We start from the raw sequence: 21,641 nt of genomic DNA, 5'->3' as shown, positions 1-21,641 counted from the left end.
GCTCACGCCTTTAGCGTGTCCTTCCGGTACAGCCAGGCCGCGCCGCCCGCGAAGAGGACGAAGTAGACGGCGAGGATGGCGATGTCCGTCGCGTGCGGGGCCTGGCTCTGTTCGATCGCCCGACCCAGTGCAGCGTACGCGTGCGTGGGCAGCCATTTGGCGATGTCCTGCAGAACCTTCGGGAAGGTGGTGGACGGCATCCACAGGCCTCCGAGGATCGACAGACCGAAGTAGATGATCATCGTGATCGGGCGGACCGCGTCACCGGAGGCGACATAACCGATGGCGACGCCGAGCGCGGCGAAGACGAGACTGCCGGCCCAGATGACCCCGGTGAGGGCCAGCCACTGCCAGGCGTCCAGGTGGACGTGCTTGATCGCGGCGGCGGCGACGAACACCACGATGATCGACGGCAGGCTCACCACGGCGGCGCTGGCGGTCTTGGCGAGGACATAGCCGCGCCCGGGCAGCGGGGTCAGCCGCAGCTGCCGTACCCAGCCGTTCTCGCGCTCCTTGGCGATGCGCTCGCTGTTGCCCATCAGGACGGCGGTCAGCGCGCCGAAGGAGGCCATGGAGACCATCAGGTACGTGGCGACGGTCAGGCCGGTGCCGTCGACCTTCTCGTTCGAGCCGGAGCTGCTGGAGAAGATCAGGAAGAGGATCGCGGGGTAGAGCACCGAGAAGAACAGGAACTTCTTGTTGCGCAGGGCGCGGGTCAGTTCGAGCTTGATCAGGGCGTTCATGACTGCTTGGCCTCCTCGGCCTCCGTGATGGCGACGAAGGCCTGCTCCAGACCGAGACCGGCGACTTCGAGGTTGCGGGGGTAGACACCGAGGCCGTACAGGGCGTGCACGGTGGCGTCGGCGTCGGACGACTGGATGCGGACGGTCTGCCCGGACACGTCGATCGAGGTGAGGAACGGCAGGGCGCGCAGGGCCGCCTCGTCGATCTCCCCCGCCAGGTCGAAGGAGACCCGGCGGGCGCCCGCCTTGGCTTTGATCTCGGCGGCGGTGCCGTCGGCGAGCAGCCGGCCGCGGTGCAGCACGAGCACGCGGTCCGCGATGGCGTCGGCCTCTTCGAGGTAGTGGGTGGCGAAGAGGACCGTACGGCCCTGGTCGGCCTGCTCGCGCATGGTGGCCCAGAAGGCCTGCTGGGCGGAGACGTCCATGCCGGTGGTCGGCTCGTCCAGGATGATCAGGTCGCTGTCGCCGGCGGTGGCGAGGGCGAAGCGGACGCGCTGGGCCTGGCCGCCGGAGAGCTTGTTGACCTTGCGGTCGGCGATCTGCGCGATGCCCGCTCGGGCCATCACGTCCGCGGCCTTGTACGGCTTCGGGTGCAGCGAGCAGCTCAGCTTGACCAGTTCCTCGACGGTGACCTCGTCCATCAGGCCGCCGCTCTGCAGCATGGCCCCGACCCGCCCGGCGACGATCGCCTCGCGCGGGGTGCCGCCGAAGAGGCTCACCGAGCCGCCGTCGGGCTGCTTGAGGCCGAGGAGCAGGTCGAGGGTGGTGGACTTGCCGGCCCCGTTCGGGCCGAGGAGGGCGACGGTCTCGCCCGGGTACAGCCGGAGCGAGAGCCCGTCGACGGCCCTGACGCTGCCGTACGTCTTGCTCACCTGGTCGAAGCCGACCACCGGGGTGGTGGTGGCCGGTGCCGCAGTTGTCGTCATGGCATCCATGCTGGCGGCGGGGGCCGGGTGCGAGGCAGTGTCGGGGGTCCTGAGTGCCGGATGACAGATGTCATGCGGATCGGGTGACGGACATGCCGAAGGGGGCGCCCGCTCGACGGCGGACGCCCCCTTCGTCAGGCTGTGTCCCGGTCAGTTCGGGTTGGTCTGGATGACCGCGACCCGGTTGGTCTTGCTGATCAGCGCCTGGCGCAGGGCGACATAGACGTCCTGCGGGGTGACCGGTGTCTTCTTGCCGTTGGCGCGGGTGATGAGCACGCCGTCGAAGGTCTTGCCGTACAGCTGCTTCAGGGCGGCCAGGTCGGGCTTGTCGACCAGCTTGCCGTTGACGTCCGTCACCCGGAGGAACTTCCACAACGAGTTCTGCGGACTCATCAGGACCGAGTGCGCCGCGTCCGTCATCACGGTCACCTTGCCCGACATCGCCGGCTGCGCGAACTCCTTCATCTCGCGGTCGACCTCGGCGTTCGGCACCGTCGGCTGCTTGGTGGTCGTCGGGACGGTGACCGGGGTCGGGGTGCCCGTCTCCACCAGGGTGCGGTAGGCCTGTTCGACCGACTGGGTCGACTGGGCCGCGTCGATGGCCCTGCCCGCCTTGCCGTACACGGCGACCGCCCGGCCCGACTTGAAGTCGATGCCGCCCTCGACGACCGAGCCGGAGCCGCCTCCGGCCTGCTGGAGGGCGGCCTGGAGCTTCTCCTCGTCCACCGGCATCTCGGGGTCGATCACCCGCTTCTGCCCGAAGAGCGAGCCGATGACGTGGACCGGGTTGTAGTCGCTGGTCGCGGCCTTGCTCACGGTGGCCTGGAAGTCGAACTGGAGACCGGCGTTCTCCGGTGTGAGGGTGACCGTCCGACCGCCGACGGAGAGCTTCAGCGGCTTGTTCACCCGGCTGCCGAAGGCGTCGTCGAGCTTCTTGACGGCGTCGTCGCGGGTGCCGCCGCCGATGTCCACGCCGAGGACCGTGGTGCCCTTGGGTACGTCCGTGTGGTTCATCAGCAGTCCGGCGCCGTAGGCACCGCCCACGACGACGACCACGCCGACGCCCAGCAGCACCAGCTTGCTGCGGCCCTTCTTCTTCGGCTTGGCCTGCGCCTTGGGCGCGGACGCCGGCTCCGGCTTGGCCGGGGCCTGCATACCCGCACCGCCGGACGAGGGGCCACCGAACGGGGACGTACCGGCGCCGGGGACGACCGGGATGCCGCTGGTGACGGTGTGTCCGGAGACGTTGTCGGCCGGACGGTAGCCGGGCGTGCCCTCGGGAGCCGGCTTCTGCGGGGTGAGGATCGCGGTGTCGTCGCTGAGCCCGCCGCCCGGGCCGAGACCGGTGGGGGCGGCACTCGGAGCGCCGGGGGCGCCGGGGCGTGCGGGACCATCGAGGTCGGCGATGTCGGCGAGGGCGCTGCGCGGGGGCTGGGAGGCCGGGGTGCCCGGGCCGCCGCGGCCGTCGTAGCCGCCCGTGCCGAGCGGTACGCCCGTGCCGGACAGGCTGTCGAATGGTTCGCCTGCCGACGGGACGAGGGGGCCGTCGCCGGTGACCGGGCCGCTGGTGGGGCCGGCCGGGCCCTGCGGGCCGCTCGGACCGCCGTGGCCGTGCGGGCCGTTGAAGCCGCTGGGACCACCGGGGCCACCGAGGCCGCCGTGTCCGTTCGTACCCGGGGTGCCGGGGGTGCCGGGGAAGCCGCTCTGGCCGTTGGCGCCCGGGGTGCCGGCGAAGCCGTCGTGGCCGCCCGTACCCGAACCCGCCGGGCCCGTGCCGCCGAAGTCGTCCTGGCCGTTTTCCGAGAAGTACGGCAGGTCGTCGCGGCGGCGTTCGCCGCCGGACGCGCCGGGGCGGGAGCCGTTGCCCAGCGGGCCCGCGTTCAGCGCCTCGGTCACGTCGAAGGAGCCGGTGCCGCCGCCGTGTCCGGGGGCGACGGGGCCGCCGGTGGCGCCGGGCAGGCCCTTGCCGCTGGTGGTGCCGGAGCGGCCCGGGACGCTCATGGAGCCGACCACACCGCCGGGGCGGCCACCGGAGCGTGCGCCGGTGGTACCGGACGCGCCGGATGCTCCCGGACCACCCGGACGAGTGCCCGACGCGCCGGGGGTGGTGGTGGAACCACCGGACGTTCCGGCCCCGTTCGTGCCACCGCCGCCCGGACCGGCCTTCCCGGCGGAGGACTTGCGGGGCGCGAACCAGTCGCTGGTCTTCTCCTCGCCCTGGGCCGCGGGTTCGGCGGGGGGCTCGGCGGCGGAGGTCGCCGCCTGGTCGGGCGCGGGCCGCGGGTCGCGGGCGGGCGCCTCGTCCCCGGCGCCGTCGGCGTCCCCGACGGGCTTGCGCACGACGACCGGCGGGATGGGCCGGGATCCGGGGATGTTGATCCGGATCCGGGTCGTCAGCGTGGTCTCGGTCTTCTTCTCCTCCGGACGCCTGGCCGAACGACCGGCGTCCGTACCGTCGTCGGAAGCCATGGGGGTCCCGTACGGCGGCGTACCGGAGGGGTATGCGGCTCCGCCGCGCCCGTCGGGCCCGGAGGACGGAGTGTCAGTTTCACGACTCAAGGCAGGTTCTCCCAGTTGGCTCCACCGCCCGTCACTACCTCACTGGGCGGCTCGGCGGCGCGCACCACCATACTGGCCACCTCTGGCGCTTATCCCATGACCGCCGAGGAAACCCACACCGGACTCGCACGTGCGCCGCACGGCGAAGTGGTACGTCACTTGCCAAGTCGGGCGGGACCGCCCCGAGGTTGCCGCCCGGCGCCAATGGTGGCGCAGATCACAGCGAGGGCCATGCCGCCGAGCAGGAAGAGATAGGAGCCGAGTCCCGCGCCGAACAGGAAGTCGCCCTCGGGGCGCGAGGTGGTGAGCAGGATGACGGTGATGATCCAGCCCGCCACCGGCGCGACCGCCCCGCCCCGGCCGCCCGTGGCATACGCCCCGCCGAGGAACAGCCCGCCCGCGCCCGCGAGGGCGAGCAGCAGCCCGCCGGGGAACCAGGCGGCCTGCACGAGGGCCCCGGCGAAGCCGATGACGGCGCCGAGCAGGAAGAGGCCGAAGTAGGCGGCGACCCGTCCGGCCGAGGGCCGCCCGAGCGGCTGGGCGAGCAGCGAGCCCTGTCCGTTGTCGCTCACGCCCCCGCCTCCTCGATGCCCGCGAACAGGTCGGTCTCCCCGGGCCGGCCCTCGCCGCGCACCAATTCGTAGTACTCGGTGGTGAACAACGGCTGGGCCAGTTCGTTGGAGAGCGCGAAGTAGGGCTCGGCCACCTCGATCTGGGTGACGTGGGCGCGCATCGCGGCGGCCTTGGCGGCGGCGAAGGCGGTCCCGTCGACGCTGGTGGTGACCCGTTCGTCGGCGACCACGCCGGGTACGTCCGCCACGGTGGCGCTCTTCTCGAAGGGCAGTACGGCCAGCTCGTCCTGGAGCCGGGCGAAGGCGGCCTCGGCGACGGAACGCGGGACGCGGTTCCAGTACACCTTGGCGATACGGTGCCCGCGCTCGTCCGCGAGCTCTACGGCGCGCGTGGCGACGCGGTGGGCCTGGATGTGGTCCGGGTGGCCGTAGCCGCCGTTGTCGTCGTACGTCACGAGGACCTGGGGGCGGATCTCCAGGATCACCTCGGCCAGGTGCCCGGCGGCCTCGTCCACGTCCGCCTGCCACAAGCACCCGGGGTCGTCATTGTCCGGAATGCCCATCATCCCGGAGTCGCCGTACCGCCCCGCGCCGCCGAGCAGCCGGGCGTCGCTCACGCCCAGCGCGCGCACTGCGGCGGCCAGCTCTCCACGCCGGTGCGCACCGAGGGCGGGCCCCGTCAGATGCCGCAGCTCCGGCGGGATGACCTCGCCCCGCTCCCCGAGGGTGCAGGTGACCAGGGTCACGTGCGCACCCTCGGCCGCATACCTGGCCATGGTGGCGCCGTTGTTGATCGACTCGTCGTCCGGGTGCGCGTGCACCAGGAGGAGACGCCGGGCGGGGAGATCCGTCATGGGACCACCCTACGAGGCAGCGGCGCCCATGCCGCACATGGGCGAGTTCCTCAGCCGGACACGCCGCCGCAGGCCTGGTCGGTCTTCGTGACCGGCGTTCGCAAGTGACTCTTGGGCAGCCCGGGAAAGTGGCCGACTCGACGGGGTCGGGCCCTTGGGTCGCTGCGTTCGCGTCCTGCGTTTCGGGGGGCGCGGTCGCGTCTCGCCCGCACGCCGGGCGGGCTTGGCGACTTACGGCTCCGGTGGGTGGGACGCCCTCGCGCCTCACCCGCACGCCGGGCGGACTTGGCGGCCTGCGGCCGGTGGGGTTGCGGGTGGGGCGCGGCGCGGGTGGGACCGCGTGGGTGGTGGGTGGGGGCGAGACGGGGCGGTGCGGGCGCGGGGTAGCGCGCCACGTGGATGGGGCGCGACGGGGCGACGCGCGTGGCGCCGCGACACGTGGGTACGGGCGCGAGACCGGCCCGCGCGGCGCGGTGCGTGAGTGGGGGCGAGACAGGGCGCTCGCGGAGCGGGCGCGGCGCGTGGGCGTGGCCTGGCCGAGACCTGACGGGGCGGCCGCGACACGAGGGTGGAGGCGAGACCAGGCGGCGCGGGGGCTGGGCGGGGGCGTGGTGCGACCCGAGGCAGGCCCTGCCGCCGCAGCCCGTCCACGCCGCGGCCACGGGCGGCCTGCCGTCGCAGGCCCGTCCGTCCTCTGGACGGCTGCCCTGGGGTACAGCGCATGGTGATGGGCAGGTTTGGGCCACCCCCGCCGAGAAGCCCACTCCCTGACCTGCGGCTTTGCTCTGCGCGCTGGCACAAGTCTGCCAATCACCGCCAGGGTGGGACGAGTGATGCCCTTGTGACGACAAGGACGACGACAAGGACGACGACAACCGCGTGGGGAAAGTCGCCGAGACGGTCCGGCGTGCCCCCGCCCACCCGTCGCGCCCCTCCTCCGACGGCGACCGCGCAGCCCGCCTCGGGGCCGGTACCGGTCAGGGCCACCGCCTTTTCGGCCGCTCGCTCGCTTCCTGCCGGTGCTGGAGCGGACCGGGTCAAGGGCGACCCGGAGGGCCATCGCCGAAGGCGACGCGCAGCGCCCCAGGGGCGGGCCGTGGAAGCACGACACCGAGGGAGAAGCGAGCGGCCCGCCGGCAACCGCACAGCAGGCGGCCGGAAGAACGCCGTGGCGTCCGCCGAGACCCCGCTCAGAACTTGATGCTGCTGATCATGCTCGCGACGTTCGTCGTCAGTTGGCTGATCGTGGGGGCGACGGTCGAGGAGGCGAGATAGAAGCCGAGCAGGACGCAGACCACCGCGTGGCCGCCCTTCAGCCCCGACTTCTTGATCAACAGGAAGACGATGATCGCCAGCAGCACCACCGCCGAAATCGAGAGTGCCACGGCGGCTCACCTCCAAAGATCGTCAGATCTAGATCAGTTGAGCAAATCCATGCAGACGCCGGCAGGTTCATACCCACACAGCGGTAGTGATCATAACTATCCGTGCTCGCGCATCGCGCGGCGCACGGCCGCACAAGGGGGCGCATGGCCAATATGGTCGGGGTATGACGACCGAGTCTGACTCCTTCCCCCGTCGGCACGCCCGGACCCAGCGGTTCACGCTCGGCGCGCCGCGCGCGTTCACGGTGGCACCCGACGGTGCGCGTGTCGCGTTCCTGCGTTCCGGCTCCGGCACCGACCGGGCCAACTCCCTGTGGGTCATGGATCTTCCGGAGGGCGCGGAGCGCCTGGCGGCCGATCCCGGCACCCTCCTCGGCGGCGCCTCCGAAGAGCTCTCCGCCGAGGAGCGGGCGCGCCGCGAGCGCAGTCGGGAGGGAGGTGCCGGCATCGTCGGCTATGCCACCGACAGCGCCGTGGAGTTGGCGTCTTTCGCCTTGTCAGGGCGGCTTTTCACGGCAGAGCTGCGGGCCGGTACGGCGCGCGAACTCCGGGTACCGCGACCGGTGATCGACCCGCGCCCCTCCCCCGACGGCCGGCACATCGCGTATGTCACTCAGGGCGCGCTGCGGGTGGTGGGCGCCGAGGGCGAGGGCGACCGGGCGCTCGCCGAGCCGGAGCCCACGGACGGACCGGGGCGGGTCACGTACGGGCTCGCGGAGTTCATCGCGGCCGAGGAGATGGGCCGTTCGCGGGGATTCTGGTGGGCGCCGGACGGGCGCCGGCTGCTCGTGGCGCGCGTGGACGACACGCCGGTGAAGCGGTGGTGGATCGCGGACCCGGCCCACCCGGAACGTGAGCCGATCGACATCGCGTACCCGGCCGCGGGCACACCGAACGCGGACGTGCGGCTGTTCGTGCTCGGGCTCGACGGGGAGCGCACGGAGGTCGCGTGGGACCGGTCCCGCTATCCGTATCTGGCCCGTGTGCACTGGTCAGCTGCGGGTGCGCCGCTGATGCTGGTGCAGGCACGGGACCAGCGCAGCCAGCTGTTCCTGGCGGTGGACCCGGATACTGGGTCGACGCGCATGGTGCACGCGGACGAAGATCCAAGTTGGCTTGAATTGTTCGCTGGAGTGCCCTGCTGGAGCCCGTCCGGGCAGCTTGTCCGGATCGCGGACGAGGGTGGCGCACGGGTGCTGGCGGTCGGCGAACGGCCTTTGACCAGCGGTCAGTTGCACATCCGCGCGGTGCTGGACGTGAGCGACGACGACGTGCTGGTTTCCGCCTCTGCGGGCACGGAGGCGCAGGCGCCGGAGACCGGCGAGGTCCATGTATACCGGGTGAACGAGCTGGGCCTGGAGCGCGTGTCGCAGGAGCCCGGGGTGCACTCGGCGGTGCGCGCCGGCCATGTGACCGTGCTCGTGTCCGCGAAACCGGACACTCCGGGCACTCGTGTCCAGGTGCTGAGTGACGGAAAACCGGCGGCGACTATCCGGTCGTACGCCGAAAGTCCCGGTTTCTCCCCCAGGGTGACGCTGACCCAGGGGGGTGCACGCCGAATTCCGTGCGCCGTGCTTATGCCACGGGACTACCACGGTGACACTCCCTTGCCCGTCCTCATGGATCCCTACGGCGGCCCGCACGGCCAGCGGGTGGTCGCCGCACACAACGCCCACCTCACCTCCCAGTGGTTCGCCGACCAGGGTTTCGCGGTGGTCGTCGCGGACGGACGGGGCACTCCGGGGCACTCACCGGCCTGGGAGAAGGCGGTCCGGGACGAGCTGGCGGCCGTCGTGCTCCAGGACCAGGTGGACGCGCTGCAAGCGCTCGCCGGGGAGTTCCCGCTGGACCTGGGCCGGGTGGCGATCCGCGGCTGGTCCTTCGGCGGCTATCTGGCGGCGCTGGCGGTGCTGCGCCGCCCGGACGTCTTCCACGCGGCGGTCGTCGGCGCCCCGGTCACCGATCTGCGCCTGTATGACACCCACTACCAGGAGCGCTACCTCGGCCTCCCGGACGAGCAGCCGGAGGTCTACCGCCGCAACTCGGTGATCGACGACGCGGGCCTGGTCGGCCCGGCCGAGCCGCACCGCCCGATGATGATCATTCACGGGCTTGCGGACGACAACGTCGTCGTCGCCCATTCCCTGCGGCTGTCCTCCGCCCTGCTCGCCGCGGGCCGCCCGCACGAGGTGCTGCCGCTGTCCGGGGTGACGCACATGACCCCGCAGGAGACGGTCGCGGAGAACCTGCTGCTGCTCCAGCTGGACTTCCTCCGGCGTGCGCTGCCCGACCAGGGCAAATGACCGTGAACTGCGTTAACACGCAGGCAACTTCACGGAAGCGGTACCGATATACGGACGCGGGAGGCTGATCAGCGTACGGCCGTGCGGGTGCCGTGAGCGGGCCGGGGTGCGCCAAGTCACCCCGGCCCGCTGCCGCACGCGTACTCCTACGGCTCCTGCGCCGGAACCACTTTCTTCTCCTCCGCGAACAGACAGGCCGAGGCGTGCGCCGCCGGGCCGGAGGTGTCGCGGAAGACGGCCGGGACCGCGAGGGCCGGCACCTCGCGGGCGCAGCGGTCCTGCGCCTTCCAGCAGCGAGTGCGGAAGCGGCAGCCGGAGGGGATGTTCGTCGGCGACGGCACGTCCCCGCTGAGGATGATCCGCTCGCGCTGTTCCCGGGCCTCGGGATTCGGCACCGGGACCGCCGAGAGCAGGGCCTGGGTGTAGGGGTGTGTGGGGTGGTCGTAGATCTCGGCGTCCCGGCCGATCTCCATGATCCGCCCGAGGTACATCACACCGACCCGGTCGGAGATGTGCCGGACGATGGAGAGGTCGTGCGCGATGAAGACGTAGGAGAGATCGAACTCCGACTGGAGGCGGTCCAGGAGGTTGATCACCTGGGCCTGGATCGAGACGTCCAGCGCGGACACCGGTTCGTCGGCGACGATCACCTCCGGACGCAGCGCCAACCCCCGTGCGATGCCGATGCGTTGACGCTGGCCGCCGGAGAACTGGTGCGGATAGCGGTTGACGTACTCCGGGTCGAGGCCGACCACGTCCAGCAGTTCCTGGACCCTGCGCCGGCGGTCGCCCTTCGGCGCGGCCTCGGGGTGGATGTCGTACGGCTCCCCGATGATGTCGCCGACCGTCATACGGGGGTTGAGGGAGGTGTACGGGTCCTGGAAGACCATCTGGATGTTGCGGCGTACGGCCTTCAGAGCCTTGCCGGACAACGTGGTGATCTCCTCGCCCTTGAACCTGATGGACCCGGCCGTCGGACGCTCCAGATTGCAGAGCATCTTGGCGATCGTCGACTTGCCGCAGCCCGACTCGCCGACGATGCCGAGGGTTTCGCCCTTGCCGAGGGTGAAGTCGACGCCGTCGACGGCCTTCACCGCGCCGATCTGCCTCTTGAACAGGATGCCCCGGGTGAGGGGGTAGTGCTTGACGAGTCCGGTCACTTCGAGGATCGGCTCAGTGCTCGCGGCCATCCAGGCACTCCCTCCAGAAGTGGCAGGCGCTGCCGCGGGTACCGGAGACCTCGTACAGCGGGGGTTCGTCGGTGCGGCAGACGTCCCTCGCCATCGGGCAGCGCGGGTGGAAGGAGCAGCCCGGCGGGATGTGCATCAGGTTCGGCGGCAGACCCTTGATGGCGTACAGCTGGTGCCCCTTCTGGTCCAGGCGCGGGATGGAGTCCAGCAGGCCCCGGGTGTAGGGGTGGGCCGGCGCCTTGTAGATGTCGCGGACGGGCGCGGACTCGACGATCTTCCCGGCGTACATGACCGCGATCCGGTCGGCCACGTCCGCGACGACCCCCAGATCGTGGGTGATCAGGATCAGCCCCATGTGGTACTCGCGCTGCAGCTCCGCGAGCAGCTCCATGACCTGGGCCTGCACGGTGACGTCGAGGGCGGTGGTGGGTTCGTCGGCGATGATCAGCGCCGGTTCCAGGGCCAGCGCCATGGCGATCATGATGCGCTGGCGCATACCGCCGGAGAACTGGTGGGGGTAGTCCCGCACCCGCTGGGCAGCGGCCGGGATGCGTACCCGCTCCATCAGCTCGACGGCCTTGGCCCGTGCGTCCTTCTTCGACATCCCGCGGTGCACGACGAACATCTCGCCGAGCTGATCCCCCACGGAGAGCACCGGGTTGAGGGCCGACAGCGCGTCCTGGAAGATCATCGCCATCCCGGCGCCGCGGACCCTCCTGCGCTCCTCTTCTTTCAGTGTGAGCAGGTCCCGTCCCTGGAACAGGATCCGACCGCCCGTGACCTTTCCGGGCGGGGTGTCGAGGATGCCCATCACGGCCTGCGCGGTCACCGACTTGCCCGACCCCGACTCGCCGAGCACGGCCAGGGTCTCCCCCGCCTCCACCTCGTAACTCACCCCGTTGACGGCATACGCGATCCCGTCCCGGGTCCGGAACTCCACCTGCAGGTCCCGCACTTCGAGCAGCACGCCACCATCACCTCAACTTCGGATCGAGGGCGTCACGGACCGCGTCGCCGAGCATGATGAAGGCCAGGACCGTGATCGCCAGCGCGCCCGAGGGCCACAGGAGGGCGTGCGGGGCGTTGCGGATGTAGGGGGAGGCGGCGGAGATGTCGATGCCCCAGGAGACGCTGGGCGGTTTCAACCCCACACCGAGGTACGACAGGGTCGCCTCCAGCGCGATATAGGTGCCCAGCGCGATGGTCGCCACCACGATCACCGGGGCCACGGCGTTCGGGGCGATGTGACGCAGCAGGATGCGCGAGTCGGAGGCGCCGAGGGCGCGGGCGGCCTGGACGTAGTCGTTCTGCTTGGCGGTGATGACCGAGCCGCGGGCGATACGGCTGATCTGCGGCCAGCCGAGCAGGACCATGAAGCCGATCACCGGCCAGACCGTGTTGCTGGTGACCACGGAGAGCAGCACCAGACCGCCCAGGACGACCGGGATGGCGAAGAAGATGTCGGTGATCCGGGACAGGAACGAGTCCCAGACGCCGCCGAAGTACCCGGCCAGGGCCCCCAGGACCGATCCGAGGACGCCCACCCCGAGCGTCGCCAGCACGCCCACCGTGACGGACGTACGGGCGCCGTACACCGTGCGCGTGTAGACGTTGCAGCCCTGGCCGTCGTACCCGAAGGGCGCTCCCGGGCCCGGGCCGTCCTGGGCCTTGGCGAGGTCGCACTTCAGGGGGCTGCCCGAGGCGATCGCCGAGGGCCAGACGGCGATGAAGACGAGGAAGAGGATCACCACGGCGGAGATCAGGAAGACCGGGTTGCCGCGCAGGTCCCGCCAGGCGTCGGACCACAGGGAGCGCGGCTTGCCCGCCGGCCCCGTGCCCTCCGGGCCGCCCGGGGTCCGCTCCAGGGTGGCGGCCTCGCTCGCACCCAGGTCCATCGTGCCTCCCATGCCGGTCCCGGCGATCGCGCCCTCGGGCTCGTACGGCTGCTCAGGCATAGCGGATCCTCGGGTCGAGTACGGCGTACAGGAGGTCGACCAGGAGGTTGGCGACGAGGAAGACCAGGACGAGGACCGTCACGAAGCCGACGACCGTCTGGGTGTTCTGGCGCAGGATGCCCTGGTAGAGCTGGAAGCCGACGCCATGGATGTTGAAGATCCGCTCGGTGACGATCGCACCGCCCATCAGCGCGCCGATGTCGGCGCCGATGAAGGTGACCACGGGGATCAGCGAGTTGCGCAGCAGATGACGGATGACGACCCGGTGCCGGGGCAGGCCCTTGGCGATCGCCGTACGGACGTAGTCGGCCCGCTTGTTCTCCGCGATGGAGGTGCGGGTCAGCCGCGTGACGTAGGCGAGGGACACGGAGGCGAGGACCAGGCCGGGCACGATCAGCTCGTCGTAACTTCCGTAGCGCACGGACGGGCTGATCCACTGCCACTTGATGCCGAGCAGCAGTTGGAGCAGCAGACCGGTGACGAAGGTGGGTACGGAGATCACCACCAGGGTGGACAGCAGCACCCCGGTGTCCACGGGCCGGCCGCGCCGCATGCCCGTGAGCACGCCCAGTGTCACGCCGACGACGATCTCGAAGAGGATGGCGACGATCGTGAGCCGGATGGTGACGGGGAACGCCGTTCCCATCAGCTCGGTGACCGGCTGGCCGTTGAACGCCGTACCGAAGTCTCCGGTGAAGAGGTTCCCCATGTACGTGAGGTACTGCTGCCAGAGCGGCTTGTCCAAGCCGAACTCCCGCTTGAGCTGGGCGGCCGTCGCCGGATCGCAGGCCCGCTCGCCGCACAGGCCGGCGATGGGGTCGCCCATCACGTTGACCATGAGGAAGATCAGCAGGGTGGACCCGATGAACACGGGGATCATCTGGAGCAGCCGCCTCGCGACATAGCGCCCCATGGGGATCAGCCGACCTTGATCTCGTTGTAGACCGGCACGCTGAAGGGGTCGAGCGCCACGTGGGAGAGCCGGGCGGTGTAGCCCGCGCTGCCGTTCTGGTACCACAGCGGGATGGCCGCCATGTTGTCGCGGACGACCGTCTCGGCCTGCTGGAAGAGTGCGACGGCCTTGGCCTGTCCGGTCTCGGCGTTGGCCCGGTCGACGAGCCGGTCGAACTGGCCGTTGGACCACTTGCCGTCGTTGGAGGAGGCGCCCGTGTAGTACAGCGGCTGCAGGAAGTTCTGGATCAACGGGTAGTCCATCTGCCAGCCGGCCCGGAAGGGTCCGGTCATCCTGTGCTGCCCGATCTGGTTGCGGAAGTCGGCGAAGGTGCCGACCGGGTTGCCCACGCAGGCCTTGTCGTTGCCGAGCGCGTTGTTGATGGAGTTGCACACGGCGTCAACCCATTGCTTGTGCGAGCCCATGTCCGCGTTGTAGGTGATCTTCAGCTGCCCGCCGGGGATCCCGCCGCCCTCCTGGATGAGCTTCTTGGCCTGCGCGGGGTCGTAGTCGCAGGCGTGGCCGCACAGCCCGGGCTTGTAGCCGCCGGCCGCGCCGAGGACCGGTGAGGTCCAGTCGGTGGCGGGGGTGCGGGTGTTCCGGAAGATGGTCTCGGTGATCTGCTTGCGGTTGATCGCCATGGACAGGCCCGTGCGGGCCTTCCGCGCCCCGGGGGTGTCCCACTTCGGGTCGTAGTACGGGAAGGCGAGGGTCTGCAGGATGCCGGCCGGGGTGTTGATGTAGCGGCCGTTCAGGTCGGTCTCGACGTTCTTGAGCTGGGTGGAGGGCACGTCGTCGACCAGGTCGAGGTTGCCGGCCAGCACGTCGGTGTAGGCGGTGTTGTTGTCGGTGTACACCAGCAGGGTCACCCCGGCGTTCCGCGCCGTGTCGGGGCCGGGGTAGCGGTCCCACTTCCTCAGGTTCATCGCCGAGCCCCTGGTGTAGGACTCGATCCGGTAGGGCCCGTTGCCGACCGGCTTCTTCACCCAGGCGGCGTGGTCGGTGAAGAAGGTGCGGGGCAGCGGGGCGAAGGCCGCGTAGCCGAGGGTGTCGGGGAAGCTGGAGAACTTCTGGTTGAGCCGGACGGTGAAGGTCAGCGGGCCGGTGACCTTCAGCCCGGACAAGGTGTCGGCCGTCTGAGCGCCGCTGTCGGGGTGGACCTTGTCGTAGCCGTCGATGTAGGCGAAGAAGTAGGCGTTCTTCTGGTTGTTCTTCAGGCTCGCCCCGTAGTTCCAGGCGTCCACGAAGGAGTGGGCGGTCACCTTCTCGCCGTCGGAGAAGGTCCAGCCGTCCTTCACCTTGATCGTGAAGTTCCGCGAGTCCCCGGTCTCGATGGATGCGGCGAGCCAGTTCTGGGCCTTGCCGGTCCTCGGGTCGTACTTCTTCAGGCCCCGGAAGATCATGTCGAGGACCTTGCCGCCCTGCACCTCGTTGGTGTTGGCGGGCTCCAGCGGGTTCTGCGGGTCGCCCCAGGAAGAGGTCAGCACCCCGGCGCCGCCGAAGCCGCCGCTCTCACCGCACGCGGTGGCCAGCAGCCCGGCGGCGATCACACAGGCGGCCCATCGGGCGTGCCTGACACCCCGCATGGCTGCCTCCTCCGCGAGCACAGATCCGATACCAGACAATATCGGCTCATACGATCACATACCGCAGGCCGACTGCCGGATTGAGAGGCTGTTGGCGGGACACGTCAGCCGAAAGCAGGCAGGGGCCCAGGAGCGCCCGGACGATCTTGAGCGGGGAGCGCAACAGATCTTCGTACAACGATGCCGAAACGTTGGATTGCGACGTGCCGATGTACGCATTTCGGCACACCAGCGTCCGCATATCGAACTCATTGCCTGATTAGTCGGGTTAGTCCGATGTGAAGCACGGATCGATCACGGCACGCTACACGCGTAGCTACGGAATGATCAAATACAAGCAAAGAAGGTAAAGACGCAACCAAGGCGACCGAGAATTTATTGACCGTGAATGAATTGCGTTGAAAAAGTCCGGCATAGCCCGTAGGGGAGCGTGCCCTGCGGAGTCATCAGACCCTCCCGTGGGCCAGGAGCACCATGACCCCCCCAACTCCATCCGCGGCTGCCCCGCTCGAGGTGACCGACGAGACCGTGGCGAAGTCGACCACTTCCGGCGGGCCGAAGGGCAGTGAGAGCCGCTCTCCAGGGCGGCTCGCCTGGAAGCGCTTCAAGCGCGACAAGACGGGCGTTATATCCGCCTATGTCGTGATCTTCTTCTTCGTGATCGCGATCGCGGCGCCGCTGATAGCCAAGCTGTACGGGAAGAACCCCTACACGACGTACGCGAGCCAGGACCCGAGCCTGCTCGACGCGTTCTCGTACCCGGCGGGCCCGAACGGCGGCATGAGCTCCCAGTTCTGGTTCGGCATCGAGCCGCAGCTGGGCCGGGACGTCTTCACGTTCCTGCTGTACGGCATCCGGACCTCCCTGGGCATCGCCCTGGCCGCAACGACCCTCACCGTGGTCATCGGTGTCGTGGTCGGCATCACCGCGGGCTATCTGGGCGGCAAGACCGACTACTTCGTGGGCCGGATCATCGACATCCTGCTGTCGTTCCCGTCCACGCTGTTCTTCATCGCGTTCATGCCCGTCGTTTTCGGCATCTTCGTCGCCCCCGACGACAACATCCCGACGTGGCTGCGCGCCACCGCCCTGATCGTGGTCATGACCGTGTTCGGCTGGGCCACCATCGCGCGTCTGCTGCGCGGCCAGGTTCTGGCCCTGCGGGAGCGCGAGTTCGTCGAGGCGGCCAAGATCACGGGCGCGTCCCCGATGCGCATCGTGTTCAAGGAGCTGCTGCCGAACCTGTGGACGCCGATCATCATCCAGTCCACCCTGCTGCTCCCGACCCTCGTGACCACCGAGGCCGGGCTTTCCTTCCTCGGCGTCGGCATGATCGACCCGACCCCGGACTGGGGTGTCATGATCGCCCGAGGCGCCCAGTTCTACTCCGAGGACATCACCTTCATGCTCTTCCCGGGCATCGCCATGGTGATCTTCGTCGTCGCCTTCAACCTGCTCGGCGACTCGGTGCGCGACGCGCTCGACCCCAAGTCCAAGCGGTAGCACCCCTTCCATCCGGCCCGGCTCGATGACGTCCGGCTGGCTCCGACCGTTCGAATCGACCCCTATAGGCAGGCTCAGCATGTCTTTTTCTCGCAGAAACTTCCTGATCGCCACCGGCGTGGCCGCGGCCTCCACGACCGTGCTGAGCGCCTGCAGCAGCGGTAGCAAGCAGTCGAGCGACAACAGCATCCCGTCGGTCGCCAAGGCCAAGACCATGAACATCCCGGTCGGCACCAAGGCCGACTCGACCGGCCCGGCCCCCGAGGTTCCGGGCGCGGTCAAGGGCGGGACGATCTACGGCCTCGACCAGTTCGACATGGACCACCTGGACCCGGCCCAGATCTACGTCGCGACCGAGGGCGCCATCACCCGCCCGATTCTGCGCGGTCTGACCGGCTACAAGGTCGACGACAAGGGCGGCTGCACGCTCGTCGGTGACGTCGCCGCGGACGCCGGCACCATGAAGAACGGCGGCAAGACCTGGTCGTTCACGATCAAGGACGGCATCAAGTGGGAGGACGGTTCCGACCTCTCCATGGACGACGTCCGCCACACCTTCGAGCGCCTCTTCGCCTCCTTCGTCACCGAGGGTCCGCGCTACGTCCAGCAGTGGCTGGTCGGCGGCGACAAGTACAAGGGCCCCTACGACGGCAAGCACATCGACTCGCTGGAGATCTCCGGCAAGACGATCACCTTCCACCTCACCGAGCCGCGCACCGACTTCAACTACACGCTCGCCATGCCGGGCTACAGCCTCGTCAACAAGAAGAAGGACACCAAGGAGAAGTACGACAAGCGCCCCTTCGCGCTCGGCCCGTACAAGATCGGCAGCCGTGACATCGGCAAGTCCCTGACCTACGTGCGCAACGAGCACTGGGACCCGAAGACGGACTCCATCCGCAACGCGTACCCGGACCAGTACCTCTTCTCCTTCGGCTTCGAGCTGGTCGCCTCCACCGACCGCTACGTCGCGGACAAGGGCAACGACCAGTACGCGGTGTCGGTGTTCAACGAGGTCGCCCCCGAGCGCATGGCGCAGGTCATGACGAACGCCACGCTGAAGAAGCGCGTCCTCACGCAGGTCGACACGGTCACCTACTACTGGCCGATCAACACGACCCGCATCAAGGACGTCAAGGTCCGTCAGGCCATCAACTACGCCTGGCCGCACCAGCAGATCCAGACCATCAACGGCGGTCCGGCCTCCAGCGTGATCGCCAGCACCATCATGAGCCCGGTCACCCCCGGCTACGAGAAGTTCGACCTGTACGAGGCGACCACGAAGCCCGGCGGCGACCCGGCCAAGGCGAAGGCCCTGCTGAAGGAGGCCGGCAAGGTCGGCCAGAAGCTGGTCATCGCGTACCAGCAGTCCGACACCTCGGTGAAGATGGCCGTCGCCATCAAGAACGCGCTGGAGGCGGCCGGCTTCCAGGTCGTCAACAAGCAGGTCGACAAGTCGACCTTCTACACCCAGATCGGCAAGATCGACAACGGCTACGACCTGTTCGCGGCCGGGTGGAGCCCGGACTGGCCGAACGGCTACTCGGACTTCTACCCCTGCTGGAGCGGCAAGAACATCGGCGACGGCCGCAGCAACTACGCGCAGCTGAACGACCCGAGCGTCAACAAGGCGATCGACGCGGCAGCCGCGATCGCGGACGTCAACGCGGCCAACAAGGCCTGGGGCAACATCGACCGCCAGATCATGGAGCTCGCGGCCTGCGTCCCGGACTACAACAAGATCCGCAACTGGATGCACGGCTCCAAGGTCGGCAACGTCGTGTACGACGCCGGCAACACCTGTGTCGCGCTCTGCAAGCTGTACGTGAAGAAGTAAGCGCGTAGCGACCCTCCGGGGGCGGCCATGACCCGGCCGCCCCCTCCGGCCCACCCCCCTATCCCGGCGACGGCGCCCCGTCCGGAAAGTCACGCCCCATGTTCCGCTTCCTTGTCCGCCGAGTTCTCGGCGCTCTGGTCATTCTGTTGATCATCAGCGCCGTCACTTTCTGGCTCTTCTACGCCATCCCGCGTGACCCCGCCATGATGTCGTGCGGCAGGAACTGCACGCCCGACATGCTCAAGCAGGTCCGGCACAACCTGGGCATCGACCACCCGGTCCCGGTCCAGTACTGGTACTGGCTCAAGGGCATCTTCGTCGGACGCAGCTACGGCGACTTCGGCAACTGCAGCGCCCCCTGCCTCGGCTACTCGTTCGCCAACCGGCAGCCGATCCTGGGCACGATCATGAACCGGCTCCCGCTGACCCTCTCGCTCGCCTTCGGCTCGGCCGTGGTCTTCCTCATCCTCGGTGTCGGCGCGGGCATGATCGCGGCGGTCAAGCAGGGCAAGTGGCAGGACAAGCTGGCCAGTTCGGGCTCGCTGATCGCCTCCTCGCTGCAGATCTACTTCGTCGGCTACATCGCGATGTACTTCTTCGTCGCCAAGCTCGGCATCCTGGACAACCCGTCGTACACCCCCATCACGGACAACCCCGTCCAGTGGGCCTCCGGGCTACTCCTGCCCTGGCTGGTGCTGGCGATCATCTTCACCGCCAACTACACCCGTATGTCCCGCTCCCAGCTGGTCGAGACGCTCAACGAGGACTACGTCCGCACGGCGCGGGCCAAGGGACTGTCCCGCCGCACTGTCTTCTTCCGGTTCGCCTGGCGCGGTGCGATGGGTCCGATCGTCACCATCTTCGGCATCGACCTCGCCACGCTCATCGGCGGCGCGATCATCACCGAGTCCGTCTTCAGCCTCCAGGGCGTCGGCCGGCTCGCGCTGGACGCCGTCAGCAAGAGCGACCTGCCCATGGTGCTGGGCGTGACCGTGCTGTCCGCCGGCGCGATCGTGATCTTCAACATCATCGTGGACGCCGTCTACGCCCTCATCGACCCGCGGATCCGGCTCGCCTGACCTCCGCCCCATCCCCGACCCCTCGCATCACCCCCCTCAGGAGCGTCCCCGTGACGAGCACCGATCAGCAGCCGTTCCTCTCGATCAAGGACCTAAAGGTCCACTTCTCCACCGAGGACGGCATCGTCAAGGCCGTCGACGGTCTCAGCTTCGACCTGGCCAAGGGCCAGACACTCGGCATCGTGGGCGAGTCGGGCTCCGGCAAGTCGGTCACCAACCTGACGATCCTGGGCCTGCACGACCCCGCGCGTACGGCGATCGAGGGCGAGATCCTCCTCGACGGCAAGGACCTGCTCACCGCTTCCGAGAGGGAGATGGAGCGGCTGCGCGGCAACAAGATGTCCATGATCTTCCAGGACGCGTTGGCTTCCCTGTCGCCGTACCACACGGTCGGCACGCAGATCGCCGAGACGTACCGCAAGCACACCGGCGCCTCCAAGAAGCAGGCCCGGGACCGTGCGATCGAGATGCTCCGACGGGTCGGCATCCCGCAGCCCGAGACCCGCGTGGACGACTACCCGCACCAGTTCTCCGGCGGTATGCGCCAGCGCGCGATGATCGCCATGGCGCTGGTCTGCGACCCCGAACTGCTGATCGCCGACGAGCCGACCACGGCCCTCGACGTGACGGTCCAGGCCCAGATCATGGACCTCCTGAAGGACCTCCAGCAGGAGTTCGGCACCGCCATCATCTTCATCACCCACGACCTCGGTGTGATCGCCGACATCGCGGACGACGTGCTGGTGATGTACGGCGGCCGGTGCGTGGAGCGCGGCACCAAGAAGGAGGTGCTGAGCACCCCGGACCACCCCTACACCCTGGGCCTGCTGAACTCGATGCCGAGCCTGAACGGCCCGGTGGACGTGCCGCTGACGCCGATCCCGGGTTCGCCGCCCTCGCTGCTCAACCCGCCGTCCGGCTGCCGCTTCCACCCTCGCTGCGCCTTCGCGGAGAAGGTGGCGGGCGGAAAGTGCTCCAGCGACCGGCCGGTGCTGGAGATCATCGAGGGCCGCGGCTCGGCCTGCCACCTCACCTCCGAACAAAAGCAGGAATTGTTCGCCGACTTCGCCGCAACCCGGCACAACTGACGGACAGCAGACGGGACTTCACGATCATGAGCAACACGAACCCCCTCCTGGACGTCTCCGGGCTCACCAAGCACTTCCCGATCAAGGGCGGCTTCCCGATCCGCCGTACGGTGGGCGCGGTGCAGGCCGTGGACGGGCTGGACTTCCAGGTCGGCGAGGGCGAGAGCCTGGGCCTCGTCGGCGAGTCGGGCTGCGGCAAGTCGACCACGGGCCGGCTGATCACGCGCCTGCTGGAGCCGACCGGCGGCAAGATCACCTACCGCGGGCAGGACATCACGCACGCGGGCCGCAGGGACCTGGCGCCGATCCGCTCCGAGATCCAGATGATCTTCCAGGACCCGTACGCCTCGCTGAACCCGCGCCAGACGGTCGGCAAGATCATCTCGGGGCCGATGGAGATCAACGACATCCACCCGGCCGGCGGCCGCGAGAAGCGCGTCCGTGAGCTGCTGGAGATCGTCGGTCTCAACCCCGAGCACTACAACCGCTTCCCGCACGAGTTCTCCGGCGGTCAGCGTCAGCGCATCGGCGTGGCCCGCGCGCTCGCCCTGGAGCCGAAGCTGATCGTGGCGGACGAGCCCGTCTCGGCCCTGGACGTCTCGATCCAGGCCCAGGTCGTGAACCTGCTGCAGAAGGTGCAGCGGGAACTCGGCATCGCGTTCGTCTTCATCGCCCACGACCTCGCGATCGTGCGGCACTTCTCGCAGCGCGTCGCGGTGATGTACCTCGGCAAGATCGTCGAGGTCGCCGACCGCGACGACCTGTACGGCAACCCGCGCCACCCCTACACCCGGGCGCTGCTGTCCGCCGTACCCGAGGCGACCGTGGACGCCGAGCCGCGCGAGCGCATCCGCCTGGTCGGCGACGTGCCCTCCCCCATCAACCCGCCCACCGGCTGCCGCTTCCGCACCCGTTGCTGGAAGGCGACGGAGAAGTGCGCGTCGGAGGCACCGCCGCTGGTGCAGGTGGAGGGCAACAAGCCGGGTCACCTCACGGCATGCCACTATCCTGAGACGCAGGAGACGATCCCCGCCCCGCGTGCCTCCCAGGACCGTCTCTCCAAGGACCCCGAGGCGGCGGCCTGACACACCCCTTTTCGTCAGCCGTCC

The 21,641-nt window shown here is 69.3% G+C and carries 17 protein-coding genes; 6 read left to right on the top strand and 11 right to left on the bottom strand.

What is annotated here, in order from left to right; translation table 11 throughout:
* Positions 1-2: 2 nt before the first annotated feature.
* The 6 genes from AB0M27_RS15590 to AB0M27_RS15565 all read right to left on the bottom strand — a co-directional run bounded on the left by AB0M27_RS15590 (position 3) and on the right by AB0M27_RS15565 (position 7,039).
* Positions 3-743: an ABC transporter permease gene (locus AB0M27_RS15590; protein WP_365721867.1), complete on the bottom strand. Its 741-nt coding sequence runs from the start codon at positions 741-743 to the stop codon at positions 3-5.
* The gene (locus tag AB0M27_RS15585) at positions 740-1,669 is read right to left on the bottom strand and encodes an ABC transporter ATP-binding protein (RefSeq protein ID WP_365721865.1); all 930 of its coding nucleotides are present in this window, start codon (positions 1,667-1,669) and stop codon (positions 740-742) included. Before AB0M27_RS15585 ends, AB0M27_RS15590 begins: the two co-directional genes overlap by 4 nt.
* A 150-nt stretch (positions 1,670-1,819) precedes the next feature.
* Positions 1,820-4,228 carry a hypothetical protein gene (locus tag AB0M27_RS15580; RefSeq protein WP_365721863.1) on the bottom strand — a complete coding sequence of 803 codons (2,409 nt, stop codon included), beginning with the start codon at positions 4,226-4,228 and terminating at the stop codon, positions 1,820-1,822.
* A 155-nt stretch (positions 4,229-4,383) separates the two neighbouring features.
* Positions 4,384-4,800 carry a DUF6113 family protein gene (locus AB0M27_RS15575; protein WP_365721861.1) on the bottom strand — a complete coding sequence of 139 codons (417 nt, stop codon included), beginning with the start codon at positions 4,798-4,800 and terminating at the stop codon, positions 4,384-4,386.
* Positions 4,797-5,654: an N-acetyl-1-D-myo-inositol-2-amino-2-deoxy-alpha-D-glucopyranoside deacetylase gene (gene mshB / locus AB0M27_RS15570; protein WP_365721859.1), complete on the bottom strand. Its 858-nt coding sequence runs from the start codon at positions 5,652-5,654 to the stop codon at positions 4,797-4,799. The genes AB0M27_RS15575 and mshB overlap by 4 nt, the downstream gene beginning before the upstream one ends.
* A 1,190-nt stretch (positions 5,655-6,844) precedes the next feature.
* Positions 6,845-7,039 carry a hypothetical protein gene (locus AB0M27_RS15565; protein ID WP_194294050.1) on the bottom strand — a complete coding sequence of 65 codons (195 nt, stop codon included), beginning with the start codon at positions 7,037-7,039 and terminating at the stop codon, positions 6,845-6,847.
* Positions 7,040-7,203: 164 nt separating this feature from the next.
* On the opposite strand from AB0M27_RS15565, the gene AB0M27_RS15560 reads away from it, so the two are divergent.
* Positions 7,204-9,342 carry a prolyl oligopeptidase family serine peptidase gene (locus AB0M27_RS15560; protein WP_365721857.1) on the top strand — a complete coding sequence of 713 codons (2,139 nt, stop codon included), beginning with the start codon at positions 7,204-7,206 and terminating at the stop codon, positions 9,340-9,342.
* A gap of 146 nt (positions 9,343-9,488) precedes the next feature.
* Here the strand turns inward: AB0M27_RS15560 and AB0M27_RS15555 are convergent, their stop codons facing one another.
* From AB0M27_RS15555 to AB0M27_RS15535, 5 genes are read right to left on the bottom strand one after another with little or no spacing between them, the layout of a single operon-like run.
* On the bottom strand, positions 9,489-10,532 hold the full coding sequence (locus AB0M27_RS15555) for a dipeptide ABC transporter ATP-binding protein (protein ID WP_365721855.1): 1,044 nt from the start codon (positions 10,530-10,532) through the stop codon (positions 9,489-9,491).
* Positions 10,516-11,499 (bottom strand): ABC transporter ATP-binding protein, encoded by a 984-nt coding sequence (locus AB0M27_RS15550; RefSeq protein WP_365721853.1) that lies wholly within the window; start codon positions 11,497-11,499, stop codon positions 10,516-10,518. Before AB0M27_RS15550 ends, AB0M27_RS15555 begins: the two co-directional genes overlap by 17 nt.
* A 7-nt stretch (positions 11,500-11,506) precedes the next feature.
* Positions 11,507-12,487, bottom strand: a complete 981-nt coding sequence (locus tag AB0M27_RS15545; protein ID WP_365721851.1) for an ABC transporter permease — start codon at positions 12,485-12,487, stop codon at positions 11,507-11,509.
* Positions 12,480-13,400: an ABC transporter permease gene (locus AB0M27_RS15540; RefSeq protein WP_365721849.1), complete on the bottom strand. Its 921-nt coding sequence runs from the start codon at positions 13,398-13,400 to the stop codon at positions 12,480-12,482. The genes AB0M27_RS15545 and AB0M27_RS15540 overlap by 8 nt, the downstream gene beginning before the upstream one ends.
* A 5-nt stretch (positions 13,401-13,405) precedes the next feature.
* On the bottom strand, positions 13,406-15,025 hold the full coding sequence (locus AB0M27_RS15535; protein WP_365721847.1) for an ABC transporter substrate-binding protein: 1,620 nt from the start codon (positions 15,023-15,025) through the stop codon (positions 13,406-13,408).
* A 474-nt stretch (positions 15,026-15,499) separates the two neighbouring features.
* On the opposite strand from AB0M27_RS15535, the gene AB0M27_RS15530 reads away from it, so the two are divergent.
* From AB0M27_RS15530 to AB0M27_RS15510, 5 genes are all read left to right on the top strand, one after another.
* Positions 15,500-16,528 (top strand): ABC transporter permease, encoded by a 1,029-nt coding sequence (locus AB0M27_RS15530; protein WP_365721845.1) that lies wholly within the window; start codon positions 15,500-15,502, stop codon positions 16,526-16,528.
* Positions 16,529-16,607: 79 nt separating this feature from the next.
* Positions 16,608-18,365, top strand: coding sequence for an ABC transporter substrate-binding protein (locus AB0M27_RS15525; protein ID WP_365721843.1), 1,758 nt, complete (start codon positions 16,608-16,610; stop codon positions 18,363-18,365).
* Positions 18,366-18,463: 98 nt separating this feature from the next.
* Positions 18,464-19,444: an ABC transporter permease gene (locus AB0M27_RS15520; RefSeq protein WP_365721841.1), complete on the top strand. Its 981-nt coding sequence runs from the start codon at positions 18,464-18,466 to the stop codon at positions 19,442-19,444.
* Between the two features lie 50 nt (positions 19,445-19,494).
* Positions 19,495-20,532: an ABC transporter ATP-binding protein gene (locus tag AB0M27_RS15515; protein WP_365721839.1), complete on the top strand. Its 1,038-nt coding sequence runs from the start codon at positions 19,495-19,497 to the stop codon at positions 20,530-20,532.
* A 26-nt stretch (positions 20,533-20,558) separates the two neighbouring features.
* Entirely contained in the window at positions 20,559-21,617 is a 1,059-nt protein-coding gene (locus AB0M27_RS15510; RefSeq protein WP_365721837.1) for a dipeptide ABC transporter ATP-binding protein, read from the top strand.
* The last annotated feature ends 24 nt before the right edge of the window (positions 21,618-21,641 follow it).

Origin of the sequence: Streptomyces sp. NPDC052107 (assembly GCF_040680215.1) — a bacterium.
Taxonomy (GTDB): Bacteria; Actinomycetota; Actinomycetes; order Streptomycetales; family Streptomycetaceae; genus Streptomyces.
Note: the sequence above shows the minus strand (reverse complement) of the source record. Positions and strands in the feature narration are given on the sequence as shown.

Bases quoted from the DNA above. Each gene is read 5' to 3' on its own strand.
- mshB (WP_365721859.1), bottom strand. From the start codon at position 5,654: ATGACGGATCTCCCCGCCCGGCGTCTCCTCCTGGTGCACGCGCACCCG.
- AB0M27_RS15530 (WP_365721845.1), top strand. From the start codon at position 15,500: ATGACCCCCCCAACTCCATCCGCGGCTGCCCCGCTCGAGGTGACCGAC.
- AB0M27_RS15560 (WP_365721857.1), top strand. From the start codon at position 7,204: ATGACGACCGAGTCTGACTCCTTCCCCCGTCGGCACGCCCGGACCCAG.
- AB0M27_RS15540 (WP_365721849.1), bottom strand. From the start codon at position 13,400: ATGGGGCGCTATGTCGCGAGGCGGCTGCTCCAGATGATCCCCGTGTTC.
- AB0M27_RS15585 (WP_365721865.1), bottom strand. From the start codon at position 1,669: ATGACGACAACTGCGGCACCGGCCACCACCACCCCGGTGGTCGGCTTC.
- AB0M27_RS15535 (WP_365721847.1), bottom strand. From the start codon at position 15,025: ATGCGGGGTGTCAGGCACGCCCGATGGGCCGCCTGTGTGATCGCCGCC.
- AB0M27_RS15555 (WP_365721855.1), bottom strand. From the start codon at position 10,532: ATGGCCGCGAGCACTGAGCCGATCCTCGAAGTGACCGGACTCGTCAAG.
- AB0M27_RS15525 (WP_365721843.1), top strand. From the start codon at position 16,608: ATGTCTTTTTCTCGCAGAAACTTCCTGATCGCCACCGGCGTGGCCGCG.
- AB0M27_RS15520 (WP_365721841.1), top strand. From the start codon at position 18,464: ATGTTCCGCTTCCTTGTCCGCCGAGTTCTCGGCGCTCTGGTCATTCTG.
- AB0M27_RS15590 (WP_365721867.1), bottom strand. From the start codon at position 743: ATGAACGCCCTGATCAAGCTCGAACTGACCCGCGCCCTGCGCAACAAG.
- AB0M27_RS15510 (WP_365721837.1), top strand. From the start codon at position 20,559: ATGAGCAACACGAACCCCCTCCTGGACGTCTCCGGGCTCACCAAGCAC.
- AB0M27_RS15545 (WP_365721851.1), bottom strand. From the start codon at position 12,487: ATGCCTGAGCAGCCGTACGAGCCCGAGGGCGCGATCGCCGGGACCGGC.